This window comes from Arsenicicoccus sp. UBA6765 (assembly GCF_002453335.1).
Classification (GTDB): domain Bacteria; phylum Actinomycetota; class Actinomycetes; order Actinomycetales; family Dermatophilaceae; genus Arsenicicoccus; species Arsenicicoccus bolidensis.
This window is the reverse complement of record NZ_DKGR01000013.1, coordinates 1-15,993: the sequence shown is the minus strand read 5'-3', so window position 1 is coordinate 15,993 and position 15,993 is coordinate 1. Positions and strand designations below refer to the sequence as shown.

Below are 15,993 nucleotides of genomic sequence, written 5' to 3'. Positions count from 1 at the left end.
CCCGGCTGACGTGACCAACCCGGGCTGACGTGACGTGGGCGGGCTGACGTGACCAACCCGGGCTGATCGTGCTGATCGTGGTGCCGGGCCACCAGCTCGTATGCCGAGCGCCCGCCGCCAGGACCAAACGTTCACCCCGCTCACCCCGCTCACCCCACAACAACGTGTGGGTTTCGTCCGACATTCTTGGACGAAACCCTCACGATCGTGGGGAGCGGTCAGCGGCGACGCGCGGTGAGGACGCCCTGGGTCAGCAGGACCGTGAAGACGGCGGACAGCAGCAGGTGCACCGCGACGACGGCGATCGGGCGGCCCGTGAAGTACTGCACGTAGCCGACCAGGCCCTGCAGCAGCGACAGCGCGAGCGTCCAGTCCCAGGCCCGGCGGAACGGCGCGGGCACGTCCACGAGACGAGACGCGACGACCAGCGCCACCGTCAGCCCGAGGAAGAGCATGACCGCGTCCGCGTGCAGCCAGCTGGTGGCGTGCGGGTCGAAGCCGAAGCGGACGTTCTCGTACTTGTCACCGCTGTGCGGGCCCGAGCCGGTGACGGCGGTGCCGAGCACGCACACGACGCCGCCCACGGCGGCCGCTGCCCAGGCGAGGCGCTGCACGACGGTCGGCACGACACGCTCCGGCGCCGAGTCGCCCTCGCGGTAGCGGTAGAGCAGGTAGGTCGCGTTGGCGACGAGGAACAACGAGATCAGGAAGTGGGGGGACACGGTGCGGGGGTCGAGCCTGGCCAGCACGATGATGCCGCCGACCACGGCCTGGACGAGCACGAAGAACAAGGGGATCGCGCAGGCGTAGACGAAGCGCCGACGGGACCTCCAGAACCGCCGGACGGCGAGGACCAGCACCCAGAGCGCGACGACGACGAGCACGGGTGACATCAGCCGGTTGCCGAACTCGATGAACTTGTGGAACCCCTCGGTCTGGTCGCCCGTCGGGACCAGCGACCCGGGGGTGCACTCGGGCCAGGTGGGGCACCCCAGGCCCGATCCCGTCAGCCGGACCAGACCTCCGGTCAGGATGATCGCGATGTTGCCGACGAGATTGGCGATCAGCGCGATCCACATCCAGTCGCGCGCCCCGCGGGGTGGTGCCACGACGTCCGTGGGGGAGTGGGTCGGTGCGCCGGGGGTGGTCGAGGTGCTCACCCGCCCAGCCTAGTGCGCGCGTGCACAAGCGCTGACGAGGGGCCCGGGTGCGTCCCCGTCGAGCGGCGACCGGGTCAGTCGGACCAGCGGAAGAACCGGGCCGCGGCGGTGCAGAGGATCGCACCCCAGACCAGCAGGACCACCAGGGCCTGCAGCGGCAGCCCGTGGTGCTCGAACGCGGAGCGGAAGCCGTCACCGAGGGCGGCGGACGGCAGGTAGGACACGACCCGGGACCACGGCTCGGGCAGGCTCGACCCGGGGATCAGCACCCCACCGAGCCCCAGCATGAGGACCCACACGAGGTTGGACAGCGCCAGGGTCGCCTCGGCCCGCAGCGTGCCGGCGAACAGCAGCGCGAACCCCACGAAGGTCGCCGTCCCGAGCAGCCAGAACGCGACGAAGGGGAGCACGCCCACGACGTCGGGTCGCCAGCCCATCGCCAGGCCCACGGCCGACAGCACGACGAACTGGATCACCTGGACCGCCATCACCGCGAGGACGCGGGCGAGGACCAGGCCCCCCTTGCCGAGCGGCGACGCCCCGAGCAGCCTCAGCACGCCATACCTCCGGTCGAAACCGGTCTGGATGGCCTGGCCGGTGAACGCGCTCGACAGCACGGCCAGGGCGAGGACGCCGGGCACGACCACGTCCGCGCGGCGGCCGGGTCCGAGGTCGGGCCAGGGCGCCAGCACCCCGCCCACCAGCGCCAGGGCGGGCAGCACGATGGACACGAGCGTCTGCTCGCCGTTGCGCAGGAAGGTGAGGGTGTCGAAGGTCGCCTGGGCGCGCACGCGCGCGGCGGTGGGTGCGGGGCGGCTCATCGGGCCTTCCTCGTCAGCTCGAAGTAGACGTCCTCGAGGGACCGGCCCGCGCACAGGTCGTCGGGGGAGCCGTCCCCGACGACGCGCCCGTCGCTGATGACGACGAGATGGTCGGCGAGGCGCTCGGCCTCCTCGAAGGAGTGGGTCGTGACGACGACGCCGACCCCGCGGTCCCGGGTCTCGCGGACGAGGTCCCAGACGTCGAGGCGCGCGTGCGGGTCGAGTCCGGCGGTCGGCTCGTCGAGGAACACCACCTCGGGGTTGCCCACGAGCGCCGCGGCCAGGGCCACGCGCTGCCGCTGCCCCCCGGACAGACGGCGGACCGTCGTGCCGGCGAAGCAATCGATCCCCAGCCGCGAGACCAGGTCGTCGAGGTGCACCGGGTCGGCATACAGGCTGGACAGGTGGCGCAGGAGACCGACCGGCCTGGCGCCGTTGGGCAGCCCGCCGTCCTGGAGCATCACCCCGACGCGGGCCCGGTGCTCGGCCGACGCGTTCCACGGGTCCGTGCCGAGCACGCGCGCGATGCCCTCGTCGGGTCGCTGCAGGCCCTCAAGGATCTCCATCGTCGTGGTCTTGCCGGCACCGTTGGGCCCGAGGACCGCGGTCACCCGACCGAGCTCGGCGCTCCAGGTCATGTCGTCGACGGCCCGCACCGAGCCGAAGCTCCTGCGCAGCCGCTCGGTGGTCACCGCTACCGTCACGGTCGGCGAGTGTACGCGGGATCCCCGGATCGCCCTGCGGCGGACCGGGTCACGCGCGTGATGATGGAAGGGTCGGCCTGGGCGAGGGCGGCCCGGACCGGGCACCACCCGAGGATAGGCAAGGCTTGGTAGATGCCTCCCAGGGAATTAGGTAACACTGGTGTTGTGTTTATCGGACGTGAGGCAGACGCGATGGGTGACCTGACCCCGCAGCGCGCCCGGACCGTCGAGGCGGTGCGGGAGTCCGGCACGCGCGGACGCGTCCAGCAGTTCGTCTCCGAGCACGGCCCCATCACCGCGACCGCCATCGCCGAGCGGCTCGGCGTCACCACCACCGCCGTCCGCCGGCACCTCGACGCGCTCACCGCCGCCGGGCAGATCGAGGAGCACGCCAGCGCGCCCGCGACCCGTGGTCGTGGCCGTCCGGCCCGCGCCTTCGTCCTCACCTCGGCCGGTCACCAGGCCCTGGACAGCTCGTACGACGACGTCGCCACCTCCGCCCTGCGCTACCTGTCCGAGCAGGTGGGGGAGCACGCCGTCGAGGCCTTCGCCCACCAGCACGTCGCGTCCTTCGAGGACCGCTACCGTTCCCTGGTCGAGGCGGCCGGCGAGACTCCCGAGGCCCGTTCCCGGGTGCTCGCCGAGGTGCTCACCAGGGACGGGTATGCCGCGTCCAGCCGCCCGCTCACGCTGGCGGACGGCTCGACGACGCTGGGCGTCCAGCTGTGCCAGGGTCACTGCCCCGTCCAGCAGGTCGCGTCCGCCTTCCCGCAGTTCTGCGAGGCCGAGCAGCAGGCCTTCTCCCGGCTGCTCGGCGTGCACGTCCAGCGCCTCGCGACGCTGGCGCACGGCGAGCACGTCTGCACCACCTTCGTGCCGGTGAGCGCGCTGAGCGCCCCGCCGGACACCCACACCGACGACCTCATCCACCCCCACCCCACCGACCCCGACGAAAGGTCCGAGCGATGACCACCAACATCGAGGAGCTGAACCCTGGACTGCAGGGTCTCGGCCGATACGAGTACGGCTGGGCCGACAGCGACGTCGCGGGCTCGACCGCCAAGCGCGGCCTGAACCCCGACGTGGTGCAGGACATCTCGTCGCGCAAGAACGAGCCGCAGTGGATGCTCGACCTGCGGATGAAGTCCCTGCGGCTGTTCGACAAGAAGCCCATGCCGAGCTGGGGCAGCGACCTCACGGGCATCGACTTCCAGAACATCAAGTACTTCGTGAAGTCCACCGAGAAGCAGGCCACCTCCTGGGAGGAGCTGCCCGAGGAGATCAAGGCGACCTACGACCGCCTCGGCATCCCCGAGGCGGAGAAGCAGCGCCTCATCGCCGGTGTGGCCGCGCAGTACGAGTCCGAGGTCGTCTACCACCAGATCCGCGAGGACCTGGAGGAGAAGGGCGTCATCTTCGTTGACACCGACACCGGGCTGCGCGAGCACGAGGACATCTTCAAGGAGTACTTCGCCAGCGTGATCCCTGCGGGCGACAACAAGTTCTCCGCCCTCAACACCGCGGTCTGGTCCGGCGGCTCCTTCATCTACGTCCCGCCGGGCGTCCACGTCGACATCCCGCTGCAGGCCTACTTCCGGATCAACACCGAGAACATGGGCCAGTTCGAGCGGACGCTGATCATCGCCGACGAGGGCTCCTACGTGCACTACGTCGAGGGCTGCACGGCGCCGATCTACAAGTCCGACTCGCTGCACAGCGCGGTCGTGGAGATCGTCGTCAAGAAGGGCGCCCGCGTGCGCTACACGACCATCCAGAACTGGTCCAACAACGTCTACAACCTCGTCACCAAGCGAGCCACCTGCGAGGCCGGCGCCACCATGGAGTGGGTCGACGGCAACATCGGCTCCAAGGTCACGATGAAGTACCCCGCGGTCTTCCTGCTCGGCGAGCACGCCCGTGGCGAGACGCTGTCCATCGCCTTCGCGGGCGAGGGCCAGCACCAGGACGCCGGCGCCAAGATGGTCCACGCCGCGCCCCACACCTCGAGCTCCATCGTGTCCAAGTCGGTGGCCCGCGGTGGCGGCCGGACGTCATACCGCGGTCTGGTCCAGATCGCCGAGGGCGCGCACGGCTCCAGGAGCAACGTGCGCTGCGACGCCCTGCTCGTCGACGACATCTCCCGCTCGGACACCTACCCGTACGTCGACGTCCGCGAGGACGACGTGCAGATGGGCCACGAGGCGACGGTGTCCAAGGTGAGCGACGACCAGCTGTTCTACCTCATGTCCCGCGGGATGTCCGAGGAGGAGGCCATGGCCATGATCGTGCGCGGGTTCGTCGAGCCCATCGCGCGCGAGCTGCCCATGGAGTACGCCCTCGAGCTGAACCGCCTGATCGAGCTTCAGATGGAAGGAGCCGTCGGCTGATGCCAGTCGAGCTCAAGTCACCCCCCACCCTCGCCGGGGTCCCCGAGGCCTACGTCCCGGACCAGTCGCGCGGCGAGCGCCGCACCTCCTACGACCTGGCGGACTTCCCGGTCCCCAACGGTCGCGAGGAGGACTGGCGCTTCACGCCGGTCGACCGCCTGCAGGAGCTGTTCCAGCAGGCGCCGTCCGACGTGGCCGGCATCAAGACCGACATCCAGGTGCCCGCGGGCATCAAGGTGTCGGAGGTCCCCGCCGGCGACCCGCGGCTCGGCACGGTCCTCACGCCGGCCGACCGCGCCTCGGCCGCGGCCTGGACGTCCTTCGCGGACGGCCACGTCGTGCAGATCCCGCAGGGCCGCGAGTTCGGCGAGGCCGCCCGCCTCACCGTGCGTGGGTCCGACCAGGCGCGCATCAACGGCCACCTGGTCATCGACGCCGGCGCGCACTCCTCGGCGACCGTGCTGCTGTCGCACCAGGGCTCGGCCCAGTGCACCGCCAACGTCGAGATCCGCGTCGGTGACGGCGCGCACCTGACGGTGGTCACCGTGCAGGAGTGGGACGACGACGCGATCCACCTGGCTCAGCACGACGTGCTCGTCGGCCGCGACGCGACCGTCAAGCACATCGCGGTCACCCTCGGCGGCTCGATCGTGCGGCTGTCGACCAACGTGCGGTATGCCGGCCCCGGCGGCTCGGCCGAGTGCCTCGGCGTCTACTTCACCGACGAGGCGCAGCACCAGGAGCACCGGCTGTTCGTCGACCACGAGGCGCAGCACTGCACCTCGAACGTCGAGTACCGCGGCGCCCTGCGCGGCGACACCGCCCACTCGGTGTGGGTCGGCGACGTCCTCATCCGCGCCGCGGCCGAGGGCACCGACACCTACGAGCTCAACCGCAACCTGGTCCTGTCGGACGGCGCGCGCGCGGACTCGGTCCCCAACCTCGAGATCGAGACCGGCAACATCGTCGGCGCCGGTCACGCGGCGGCGACGGGCCGGTTCGACGACGAGCAGCTGTTCTACCTCCAGGCCCGGGGCATCCCCGAGCGCGAGGCCCGCCGCCTGGTGGTGCACGGCTTCTTCGCCGACATCATCAACCGTATCGGCGTGACCGACACCCAGGCCCGCCTGATGGAGGTCATCGACCGCGAGCTCGCCGACTCCGTCGACGCGGCCTTCGCGGCAGCGCCTGTCGCCACCGGGTCCGGGTCGCCGAAGGAGGCCACCGCGTGAGCTACGAGGTCGTCTGCCAGGTCGAGGACATCCCGGTGGGCCGCGTCGCGGCCGCCGAGGTGGACGGCGTGACCATCGCCCTCGCCCGCACGGGCCAGCGCGAGTTCCACGCCGTCAACGACACCTGCACGCACGCCAACGTGTCGCTCTCGGAGGGCGAGCTCGACGGATGCCAGCTCGAGTGCTGGCTGCACGGCAGCTCCTTCGACGTGCGCTCCGGCGAGCCCAACACCCCACCCGCGACCGTGCCCGTCGCGGTCTATCCCGTCATGCTCGAGGGAGACGACGTCCTGGTGGACGTCCACGGGACCCTCGACCAGCGCGTCAGCGCCCAGTCCGCCAGCAAGGAGAACTGAACCAATGGCCACTCTGCAGATCAACGACCTGCACGTCTCGGTCGACACCGAGCAGGGCTCCAAGGAGATCCTCAAGGGCGTCGACCTCACGGTCCGCTCGGGGGAGACCCACGCGATCATGGGCCCCAACGGCTCCGGCAAGTCCACGCTCGCCTACGCCATCGCCGGTCACCCGAAGTACCAGGTGACCAGCGGCACCGTCACCCTCGACGGCGAGGACGTCCTCTCGATGAGCGTCGACGAGCGCGCCCGCTCGGGCCTGTTCCTCGCGATGCAGTACCCCGTCGAGGTGCCCGGCGTCACGGTGTCCAACTTCCTGCGCACCGCCAAGACCGCGGTCGCCGGTGAGGCCCCCAAGCTGCGTACCTGGGTCAAGGACGTCAAGAACGCCATGGCCGACCTCAAGATGGACCCGGCCTTCGCCGAGCGCAACGTCAACGAGGGCTTCTCCGGCGGCGAGAAGAAGCGCCACGAGATCCTCCAGATGGAGCTGCTCAAGCCGTCCTTCGCGATCCTCGACGAGACCGACTCCGGCCTCGACGTCGACGCCCTCAAGATCGTGTCCGAGGGCGTCAACCGGGTGAAGTCCGGTGGCGACGTGGGCGTCCTGCTCATCACGCACTACACGCGGATCCTGCGCTACATTAAGCCGGACTTCGTCCACGTCTTCGTCGACGGCAAGGTCGTCGAGGAGGGCGGGCCCGAGCTCGCGGACCGGCTCGAGGACGAGGGCTACGACCGCTTCGTCAACGCGCCGGCGCCGGCGGCCGCGCCCGCGACGGTCTGATGACCGACGTCTTCACCCCGGAGGAGTCGGCCCGCATCCGGGCCGACTTCCCGATCCTCGCGCGCACCGTGCGCGGCGGGAACCCGCTCGTCTACCTCGACAGCGGGGCCACCTCGCACAAGCCGTCCCAGGTGATCGACGCCGAGCGCCACTACTACGAGACCGTCAACGCGGGCGCCCACCGCGGCGCGCACCTGCTCTCGGAGGAGGCGACCGACGCCTACGAGGGCGCCCGCGCCACCGTCGCGCGGTTCGTCGGTGCGCCGACGCCGGACGAGATCGTCTTCACCAAGAACGCCACCGAGTCGCTCAACCTCGTGGCCTACGCCTTCAGCAACGCCGGCTTCGACGGCGCGATGGACGGCGCGGACCCCGCTGTGGCGCAGCGGTTCTCGATGGGTCCCGGAGACGAGATCTGCATCACCGAGATGGAGCACCACGCCAACCTCGTGCCCTGGCAGGAGCTGGCCCGACGCACCGGCGCCACCCTGCGCTGGCTCGGCGTGACGGACGACGGCCGGCTCGACCTGAGCAACCTCGACGAGGTCGTCAACGAGCGCACCAAGGTGCTGGCGTTCACCCACGTGTCCAACGTCCTCGGCACCATCAACCCGGTGCACACCCTCGTGGCCCGCGCCCGCGAGGTCGGCGCGATCACCGTGCTCGACGCCTGCCAGAGCGTCCCGCACCTGGGCGTCGACGTGCAGGAGCTCGGGGTCGACCTGGCCGCGTTCAGCGGTCACAAGATGCTCGGCCCCACCGGGGTCGGTGTCCTGTGGGGACGCACCGAGCTGCTCGCCGCGATGCCGCCGTTCATCACCGGTGGCTCGATGATCGCCGTGGTGCGCATGGAGCAGACCACGTATGCCGCTCCGCCGCTGCGCTTCGAGGCCGGCTCGATGAACGTCGCGCAGGCCGTCGGCCTGGCCGCGGCGTGCGACTACCTCGACGAGCTCGGCATCGACCGCGTCCACGCCCACGAGACGATGCTCGCCGAGCGGCTCCTCGCCGGTCTCGCGCAGCGTCCGTGGGTGCGGGTCGTCGGCCCCACGACCCTGGAGGACCGCGGCTCCACCGTGGCCTTCGTCGTCGACGGCGCCCACGCCCACGACGTCGGTCAGGTCCTGGACGACCAGGGCGTCGAGGTGCGGGTCGGTCACCACTGTGCCTGGCCGCTGCACCGGCGGATGCGCGTGGCGGCGACCACGCGGGCGAGCTTCGCGCCATACAACACCGTGGACGAGGTCGACGCGCTGCTGTCGGCCCTCGACAGGGTCCCCGCGATCTTCGGGCTCGACGTCGCGCAGGAGCATCAGGCGAGCTGATGGACCTGTACCAGGAGCTCATCCTCGACCACTCCAAGCGCCCCCGGCACCCGGGGCTGCGCGAGCCCTACGAGGCCGAGGTGCACCACGTCAACCCGACCTGCGGCGACGAGGTGACGCTGCGCGTCCACGTCGACCGCACCGCGGGCTCGCCGGACCAGATCACCCTCGAGGACGTGTCCTACGACGCGCTCGGGTGCTCGATCTCGATGGCGTCGACGTCGGTCCTTGCCGAGGAGTGCATCGGCCGCCCGCTGTCCGAGGTCTTCGAGACCTTCGGGGCGATGCGGCACATGCTCACCAGCAAGGGTGCCGACCACGGGGACGAGGAGGTCATCGGCGACGGCGTGGCCTTCGCCGGCGTCGCGCAGTACCCCGCCCGCGTCAAGTGCGCCCTCCTCGGATGGACCGCCATGGTCGACGCCCTCGCCCAGGCCGGCGTCGACATCTCCAGCACCAGCCAGACCAGCAAGGAGTCACGAGCATGAGCGACCAGACCACCACCCTGCCGCCCAACGTCGCGGACGTCGAGGAGGCCATGCGCGACGTCGTCGACCCCGAGCTCGGCATCAACGTCGTCGACCTCGGCCTCGTCTACGGCATCACCGTCGACCCGCAGTCCAACGCGGTCATCGACATGACGCTGACGTCGGCGGCCTGCCCACTGACGGACGTCATCGAGGACCAGACCGCGCAGGCCCTCGAGGGCCTCGTCGCCGACCACCGCATCAACTGGGTGTGGATGCCGCCGTGGGGCCCGGACAAGATCACCCCCGACGGCCGCGAGCAGCTGCGCGCCCTCGGCTTCAACGTCTGACCGTCGACGCACCGCACGAGGCCCCCTCGCTCGACTCGGAGCGAGGGGGCCTCGTGCGGTTCAATGGGCCGTATGACGACGCCCCCCGCCGACCGCGAGATCCTCACCTACGCCGACTTCGGGCGGTCCATGCGCGAGCTGGCGCAGGCGATCGTCGACGACGGCTACGAGGTCGACGTGGTCCTGTCGATCGCCCGGGGCGGCCTGCTGATCGGTGGGGCGCTCGGCTACGCCCTCGGGGTCAAGAACTGCTCGGTCATGAACGTCGAGTTCTACACCGGGGTCGACGAGCGGCTCGAGATGCCGGTCATGCTGCCGCCGACCCCCAAGGCCATCGACCTGTCAGGCATGAAGGTCCTCATCGCCGACGACGTCGCCGACACCGGCCGCACGCTCGAGCTGGTGCACGAGTTCTGCCGCGACCACGTCGCCGAGTCGCGCACCGCCGTGATCTACGAGAAGCCGCACTCGATCATCAAGCCCGACTACGCGTGGAAGCGCACCGACGCCTGGATCGACTTCCCCTGGTCGGTCGAGCCGCCCGTCACCCGCAGCGCCTGAGCTGGGTGTCGTGCCCACCGGCGGTGTCGTGCCTCGCAACGCTGCCGGGGCGTCCCGTGCGCTCCCTCAGGACGGCGCCGACCACCACCTCCACCACGTTCACGGCCCCCACGACGTCCACGTCGACCCGGCGCGCCTGACCTCGTGGGTCGGCGGCTTCCTCGACCGGCACGGCCCCGCCCGCTGGGGCCACGACCGGGGCAGCGTCGTCGTGCGGGCGGCGGACGGTGCGGTCGCCCGCCTCGACGCGCTGGACCCCACGGGCAGCGAGGCGGTCTCGTCCCTGCGCACCCTGGTCGGCTGGCCGGGCCCGCAGCCGCGCCTCGCCCTGGTCCTGCTGCGACGAGGCCGATATGCCGTGGGCCTCGCGGACGCCACCGACCTCGTGGCGCACACGGCGGGGAGCCGCTATGTCCAGTCCCGCACGGCGGCAGGAGGGTGGTCGCAGCAGCGCTACCAGAGGCGGCGTCGCAATCAGGCGGAGGCCCTGGTGCGGCACGTGGCCGATGAGGTCGTCCGCATCTGCTCGGGGGCTGGACCCGCAGGGGATCGGGGCGGTGGGGGAGGAGCGCGCGGTGGGCGAGGAGCACCGAGCGGGGTAGGAGCGCCTGGTGGATCGGTCTCGCTCGGTGGCGCCGAGGCGCTCGTGCTCGGCGGTGACCGCGGGCTGGTCGAGCGGGTGCTCGAGGACCCTCGGCTCGCCGCCTGGCGGGGGCTGCCGAGGCGGGAGGCGTTCGGCATACCGGACCCGACCCACGCGATCCTGCGCGAGGAGCTGAGACGGGCCCGGGCCGTCCGCGTGACCATCCACCAGCCGACCTCCACGGGAGCGCGCCGCGGTGGCATGGTGGAGGGCATGACCGGAGAGACGATGTCCGATGCCCGCGAGCTGATCCCCGCCGCTGCCGCTGCGGTGACCGACCTCGTCGAGCGCATCCCCGCCGACGCGTGGGGCCGCCAGAGCCCCTGCGAGGACTGGACGGTCCGCGACGTCCTCAACCACCTGACCAGCGAGCACCTCTGGGCGCCACGGCTGCTCGGCGGCGAGACGGTCGAGCAGGTGGGCGACGACTACGACGGCGACGTGCTCGGTGACGATCCCGTGGAGGCGTGGCGGTCGGCGCAGACGCGGTCGGTGCTGGCCTTCGGGGCGGTGGGGGACGACGACCAGGAGGTGTCGGTGAGCTCGGGGAGGATCCCGGTGCGGGAGTACGCCGCGCAGATGCTCGTCGACCTCACGGTGCACGCCTGGGACCTCGCGCGGGGTGCCGGGGTGCCGGTGACGCTCGTGCCCGAGGCGGTCGACGCGTGCCTCGGCTATGCCAACCGCGTGACCTCGGGCGGCGGCGTGGAGGGGATCTTCGGCGCGCCGGTGTCGACGAGCTCCCGCGATCGTGTCGACCAGCTCGTGGCGCTGCTGGGCCGCGACCCCGCCTGGCGGGACTGAGCTCGACGGACCTCGACGGACTGGGTCGTCAGGTGGTCTGCCGGCGACCCTGCGGAGCGAGCTCGCGCAGCGTATTCGCCGTCGCGACGGCCGCCGTCGCCGCCTCGTGACCCTTGTCCTCACGGGACCCGGGCAGCCCGGCGCGGTCCAGCGCCTGCGCGTCGTCGTCGCACGTGAGCAGCCCGAACCCGATCGGCACCCCGGTCGTCACGGCGACCCGGGTGATGCCGTCGGTGGCGGCGCTGCACACGTAGTCGAAGTGCGGTGTGCCCCCGCGGATCACGACGCCGAGGACGACCAGGGCGTCATACGAGGGTGCCAGGCGCGCGCAGGCCACCGGCAGCTCGAAGGACCCGGGCACGCGCACGAGGTCCACGTCGGTGACACCGGCCTGCTCGAGGGCTCGATGGGCGCCGTCGACCAGTCCGTCCATGACGGTGTCGTGCCAGGACGACGCGATGATCGCGACGCGCAGGCCGCTGCCGTCGACGGTGAGGGTGGGGGAGCCGTGGCCGGCCATGTCATGCCTCCTGGGCGAGGGTCGGGTGGGCGAGTGGGGTGCCGTCGACGGGGTTGGCATCGAGGGGGAGCGTGTGGCCGAGGCGGTCGCGCTTGGTGCGCAGGTAGGCCGCGTTGGCGGGGTTGGGCGGGACATGGGAGGGCTCGGTCGCGGCGACCTCGATGCCGGCGTCGGTGAGGGCGTCGACCTTGCGAGGGTTGTTGGTGATCAGGCGGACTCGCGTCAGACCCAGGTCGTGGAGGATGGCCGCCGCGCCGGCGTACTCGCGGGCGTCCACGGGCAGGCCGAGCAGCTCCTGCGCCTCGACGGTGTCGGCGCCGGCGTCCTGCTCGTGATAGGCGGCGAGCTTGGCCAGCAGCCCCACGCCGCGGCCTTCGTGCCCGCGGACGTAGACCACGGCCCCGCCCTCGGCCGCCACCCGCGCGAGGGCGTGCTCGAGCTGCGGCCCGCAGTCGCACCGCAGCGACCCGAACGCGTCGCCCGTCAGGCACTCGGAGTGGACGCGCACCAGCGGCGTCGCGTCGGCGTCGGTCCCGCGAGGGCTGACCAGGGCCACGTGCTCGGCCCCGGTGACCAGGTCGTGATAGCCGTATGCCGAGAACAGCCCGTGCCGCGTGGGCACCGTGGTCCCGGCCGCGAGGCTCACGCGGTCGTGCACCTGGCGGTGACGGACCAGCGCGGCGATGGTGATGACCGGCAGGTCGTGCTGGGCGCCGAGGGCCACGACGTCGGGCGTCCGCATCATCTCCCCGGTGTCGTGGACGAGCTCGCCGATGGCGCCGACGGGGGACAGGCCGGCGAGACGGCACAGGTCGACGGCGGCCTCCGTGTGTCCGGCGCGGGTGAGGACGCCGCCGTCACGAGCGCGCAGCGGCACGACGTGGCCCGGCCGGATCAGGTCGGTCGGTCGCGCGTCGGCATCGGCGAGGGTGCGCAGGGTCGTGGCCCGGTCGGCGGCGCTGATGCCGGTCGTGACCCCGGCCGCGGCGTCGACGGTCACGGTGTAGGCCGTCCGCAGGCTGTCCTCGTTTCGCTCGACCATGAGGGGAAGGTCGAGCCGGTCGGCCCAGGCGTCGGGCATGGGCGCGCAGACGTAGCCGGACGAGTGCCGGATCGTCCACGCCAGCCACTCGGTGGTCATGGTCTGCGCGGCGAGGACGACGTCGCCCTCGTTCTCCCGGTCGACGTCGTCGAGGACGAGGACCGGCCGACCCTCCCGCAGCGCCCGCAGGGCGTCCTGGATGGGTGGCTCGAGGAACATCACTGTCCTCCTGGGTGATCGACGCGATGGTGCACCGGTTGGGGCCGGAGGGTGATCCGGACGTCGCCGTCGAGGACGGCCACGTCGGTGGTCGTGAGGCGGTGCGCGTCGGCGATGGTGGCGACCCCGAGATCCCCCACCGCGGCCGCGCCGGCGCCGAGCAGCGCGGGTGCGACATACGCCACGACCCGGTCGACCACCCCGGCCCGCAGCCAGGCGGCGGCCGTCGTGGGGCCGCCCTCGAGCCACACGTGACGGACGTCCAGCTCGTGCAGGGTGGCGAGGACCAGGTGCGGGTCGCGCTCGCGGACGAGCAGGCTCGGGGCGCCGTCGTCGAGCACCCGGGCCGTGGGCGGTATGTCGCGACGGCCCACCACCACGCGCACCGGCTGCCGCTCGTGGTGGGACCCGTCGGCGTCGCGCACCGTCAGGCGGGGATCGTCGGCGAGCACGGTGCCGGTGCCGACCACGACCGCTCCGGCGGTGGCTCGCAGCCGGTGCACGTCGGCGCGGGCCGCAGGGCCGGTGATCCACTGGCTGCTGCCGTCGCTCGCCGCCGAGCGGCCGTCGATCGTGGCGGCGAGCTTCCAGGTGACGAAGGGCCGGCCGTGGGTCACGGCGTGCACGAAGGCCTCGACCAGCGTGGCGGCCCCCTCGACCGGCACCAGGTCGCACCGGACACCGGCCGCGCGGAGGGTGTCGGCGCCCCCGACGGCCACGGGGTTGGGGTCGGGCAGGGCATAGGCGACTCGTCGGACCCCCGCCTCGACCAGGGCCTCGGCGCACGGGCCCGTGCGTCCGGTGTGGTTGCAGGGCTCCAGCGAGACGTAGGCGGTGCCGCCGCGGACGTCGTGGCCTCCGGCCCTGGCCTGGGCGAGCGCGGCCAGCTCGGCGTGCGGCGTGCCGGCGCCGCGGTGCCAGCCCTCGCCGACGACCTCGCCGTCGCTGCCCAGCAGGACGCAGCCGACGCGCGGGTTGGCGTCAGCCGCCGGGCCGTTGGCGGCCAGGGCTACGGCGCGGTGCAGGAGCACGAGGTCGCGCTCGCGCTGCTCACGGTCTCCGTGGCTGTGCTGCTCGTCGTGCTGGTCGTGTCTGTCGTGCTCGGCGTGCTTGTGGTGGTGGCCGTGTAGGTCGTGCTCGCCCCGGTCGTCGTCGGCGGCGGTCTGGCCGGTCATCTCGTCCCTCTCGCTCGCTGCTGGTGCGCGAGCTCCGGGGAATGACGGCGACGGACACCCTGGCCGGCCGGGCCGACATACGGCCTGCCGCAGGGTGCCCTGCGTCGAGGCACCCTCTCGGGCACCTCTCGTGCTGACTCCCATCCGGACTTTCACCGTCGGTCCTGGAGTTCCACCAGGTCAACCGCCCACCTCGAGAGGTGGTCGGGTCGCGGACTGTCACCGCCGGCTCGGAATTGCACCGACCCCGGAGCACGTGCCGCCGACTATGCCACAACGGCCTGTGGGCCCACCTCGACGTCCGTCGCAGCCTCGGAGGGGCGGGTCACGGTGCGCCTCGGATTCGCCGCCCTCGCCCGGGGCCTGCACGGCACGCGACATCGACCGGGCTGCACCGGCTCTGACCTGCGGAAACACCTATCCAGACCCTTCCCTCGACCGGCCTCAGGCGGTATCCTAGGACCAGGTCCCACGGTGGGGCGTTGAGGTTGGGGAAGGGGCGGTTAACATGATCATCGACACCCGCTCTCTCGGTCTGCCCGACGTGATCGTCGAGGCGTTGGAGACGATCCTGGTCGCCACCACCGACACACCCCCTGGAGCCGAGCCGCGCCCTGACTCAGAGGTGCTGGAACAGCTGGCCCTGGCTCGCGTGGTGGCTGTCCAACGCCTGACCGGACACCTGCACGCCCTGGCCATCTCCGCCCACGCGGAGCTGCAGGACAGCATCGCCACCGAGCTGGGCGCGCTCGCGGGTCCCGACCCGTGCCCGAGCCGCGCCGCCAAGGCCGTCGCGGAGGGCCATCGGGTGGCCAACGCCGAGATCGTCACCGCCACAGGCCTGGCCTTGCACGAGGTGCAGCGGCGCTCGCGCCTGGCCGCCTCGCCACGCGAGTTCCTGGGGGCGCTGCTGAGTGCGCTGACCCATGGCCGCACCACCCTCGAACGCGCCACCGCGGTCCGCGACGACACGGCCGCCCTGCCCGACGAGGCGGCGGAGCGTGTCCTCGACCGGGTCCTCGCGCCCAAGCACGGACACGCCCCCGACGACCTCTCGCCCGAGGCGACGTTGAGCCACGCGCGCTTCCTGCGCCGGCTGCGCGAGCGGGTGGTCCACGAGACGGCACGGGTGCGCACCGCCGAGGAGGAGCGCACCCGGCGCCTCGAGGAGCGTGACGTGTGGAGCCGGGTCGACGACCACGGCGTGGCCCAGCTCGGCCTCTCCGGGCACCCGGACCAGGTGGCTGCGGCCAAGGGCCGGATCGACCAGCTCGCCCGGGCCGCCAAGCAGGGCGGCGACTCACGTCGGCTGGCGCAGCTGCGTGCCGACATCGCTCTGGCCCTGCTCACGCACGGGACGACCGCGACCCAGCCAGGGACCGGAGACGTGATCCAGCCGGAGACCAGGGACCTTTTCCGGCTCTTCCGACCTGAGTGTGG

The 15,993-nt window shown here is 72.1% G+C and carries 16 protein-coding genes, 1 pseudogene and 1 riboswitch; of the genes and pseudogenes, 11 read left to right on the top strand and 6 right to left on the bottom strand.

Annotated elements, in window-relative coordinates:
- Positions 1 to 218: 218 nt before the first annotated feature.
- The 3 genes from B4K29_RS02460 to B4K29_RS02450 form a co-directional block, all read right to left on the bottom strand.
- Positions 219 to 1,160 (bottom strand): COX15/CtaA family protein, encoded by a 942-nt coding sequence (locus tag B4K29_RS02460; RefSeq protein ID WP_029210046.1) that lies wholly within the window; start codon positions 1,158 to 1,160, stop codon positions 219 to 221.
- A 74-nt stretch (positions 1,161 to 1,234) separates the two neighbouring features.
- Positions 1,235 to 1,981 carry an ABC transporter permease gene (locus B4K29_RS02455; RefSeq protein ID WP_019284795.1) on the bottom strand — a complete coding sequence of 249 codons (747 nt, stop codon included), beginning with the start codon at positions 1,979 to 1,981 and terminating at the stop codon, positions 1,235 to 1,237.
- The gene (locus B4K29_RS02450; protein WP_239264909.1) at positions 1,978 to 2,685 is read right to left on the bottom strand and encodes an ABC transporter ATP-binding protein; all 708 of its coding nucleotides are present in this window, start codon (positions 2,683 to 2,685) and stop codon (positions 1,978 to 1,980) included. The genes B4K29_RS02455 and B4K29_RS02450 overlap by 4 nt, the downstream gene beginning before the upstream one ends.
- Before the next feature lie 192 nt (positions 2,686 to 2,877).
- Between B4K29_RS02450 and B4K29_RS02445 the strand changes: the two genes are divergently transcribed.
- The 10 genes from B4K29_RS02445 (at position 2,878) to B4K29_RS02400 (ending at position 11,597) form a co-directional block, all read left to right on the top strand.
- Complete coding sequence (locus B4K29_RS02445; RefSeq protein WP_286966319.1) at positions 2,878 to 3,654, top strand: helix-turn-helix transcriptional regulator; 777 nt, start codon at positions 2,878 to 2,880, stop codon at positions 3,652 to 3,654.
- Complete coding sequence (sufB, locus tag B4K29_RS02440) at positions 3,651 to 5,072, top strand: Fe-S cluster assembly protein SufB (protein WP_019284798.1); 1,422 nt, start codon at positions 3,651 to 3,653, stop codon at positions 5,070 to 5,072. Before B4K29_RS02445 ends, sufB begins: the two co-directional genes overlap by 4 nt.
- Positions 5,072 to 6,304 carry a Fe-S cluster assembly protein SufD gene (gene sufD, locus B4K29_RS02435; RefSeq protein WP_029210049.1) on the top strand — a complete coding sequence of 411 codons (1,233 nt, stop codon included), beginning with the start codon at positions 5,072 to 5,074 and terminating at the stop codon, positions 6,302 to 6,304. The genes sufB and sufD overlap by 1 nt, the downstream gene beginning before the upstream one ends.
- Positions 6,301 to 6,660, top strand: a complete 360-nt coding sequence (locus B4K29_RS02430) for a non-heme iron oxygenase ferredoxin subunit (RefSeq protein ID WP_029210050.1) — start codon at positions 6,301 to 6,303, stop codon at positions 6,658 to 6,660. The genes sufD and B4K29_RS02430 overlap by 4 nt, the downstream gene beginning before the upstream one ends.
- 4 nt (positions 6,661 to 6,664) lie before the next feature.
- Positions 6,665 to 7,447 (top strand): Fe-S cluster assembly ATPase SufC, encoded by a 783-nt coding sequence (sufC, locus tag B4K29_RS02425; protein ID WP_029210051.1) that lies wholly within the window; start codon positions 6,665 to 6,667, stop codon positions 7,445 to 7,447.
- The gene (locus tag B4K29_RS02420) at positions 7,447 to 8,772 is read left to right on the top strand and encodes a cysteine desulfurase (protein WP_286966318.1); all 1,326 of its coding nucleotides are present in this window, start codon (positions 7,447 to 7,449) and stop codon (positions 8,770 to 8,772) included. Before sufC ends, B4K29_RS02420 begins: the two co-directional genes overlap by 1 nt.
- Entirely contained in the window at positions 8,772 to 9,260 is a 489-nt protein-coding gene (gene sufU / locus B4K29_RS02415) for a Fe-S cluster assembly sulfur transfer protein SufU (RefSeq protein WP_019284803.1), read from the top strand. Before B4K29_RS02420 ends, sufU begins: the two co-directional genes overlap by 1 nt.
- Entirely contained in the window at positions 9,257 to 9,589 is a 333-nt protein-coding gene (locus B4K29_RS02410) for a metal-sulfur cluster assembly factor (RefSeq protein ID WP_019284804.1), read from the top strand. Before sufU ends, B4K29_RS02410 begins: the two co-directional genes overlap by 4 nt.
- A gap of 72 nt (positions 9,590 to 9,661) precedes the next feature.
- The gene (locus B4K29_RS02405) at positions 9,662 to 10,150 is read left to right on the top strand and encodes a phosphoribosyltransferase (protein WP_019284805.1); all 489 of its coding nucleotides are present in this window, start codon (positions 9,662 to 9,664) and stop codon (positions 10,148 to 10,150) included.
- Between the two features lie 28 nt (positions 10,151 to 10,178).
- A complete protein-coding gene (locus tag B4K29_RS02400) occupies positions 10,179 to 11,597 on the top strand; it encodes an acVLRF1 family peptidyl-tRNA hydrolase (protein WP_286955980.1) in 1,419 nt (472 codons plus the stop codon).
- Between the two features lie 28 nt (positions 11,598 to 11,625).
- Here B4K29_RS02400 and ribH read toward each other — a convergent pair whose 3' ends face one another.
- Genes ribH through ribD form a run of 3 tightly spaced genes read right to left on the bottom strand, consistent with a single transcriptional unit; the run spans position 11,626 to position 14,553 of the window.
- Positions 11,626 to 12,117, bottom strand: a complete 492-nt coding sequence (gene ribH / locus B4K29_RS02395; protein ID WP_029210054.1) for a 6,7-dimethyl-8-ribityllumazine synthase — start codon at positions 12,115 to 12,117, stop codon at positions 11,626 to 11,628.
- A gap of 1 nt (position 12,118) precedes the next feature.
- On the bottom strand, positions 12,119 to 13,378 hold the full coding sequence (ribB, locus tag B4K29_RS02390; RefSeq protein ID WP_286958728.1) for a 3,4-dihydroxy-2-butanone-4-phosphate synthase: 1,260 nt from the start codon (positions 13,376 to 13,378) through the stop codon (positions 12,119 to 12,121).
- On the bottom strand, positions 13,378 to 14,553 hold the full coding sequence (gene ribD / locus B4K29_RS02385; protein ID WP_286966317.1) for a bifunctional diaminohydroxyphosphoribosylaminopyrimidine deaminase/5-amino-6-(5-phosphoribosylamino)uracil reductase RibD: 1,176 nt from the start codon (positions 14,551 to 14,553) through the stop codon (positions 13,378 to 13,380). Before ribD ends, ribB begins: the two co-directional genes overlap by 1 nt.
- Before the next feature lie 126 nt (positions 14,554 to 14,679).
- Positions 14,680 to 14,813, bottom strand: a riboswitch (FMN riboswitch).
- Positions 14,814 to 15,061: 248 nt separating this feature from the next.
- On the opposite strand from ribD, the pseudogene B4K29_RS02380 reads away from it, so the two are divergent.
- Positions 15,062 to 15,993, top strand: a pseudogene (locus tag B4K29_RS02380) (DUF222 domain-containing protein); the annotation flags it as partial.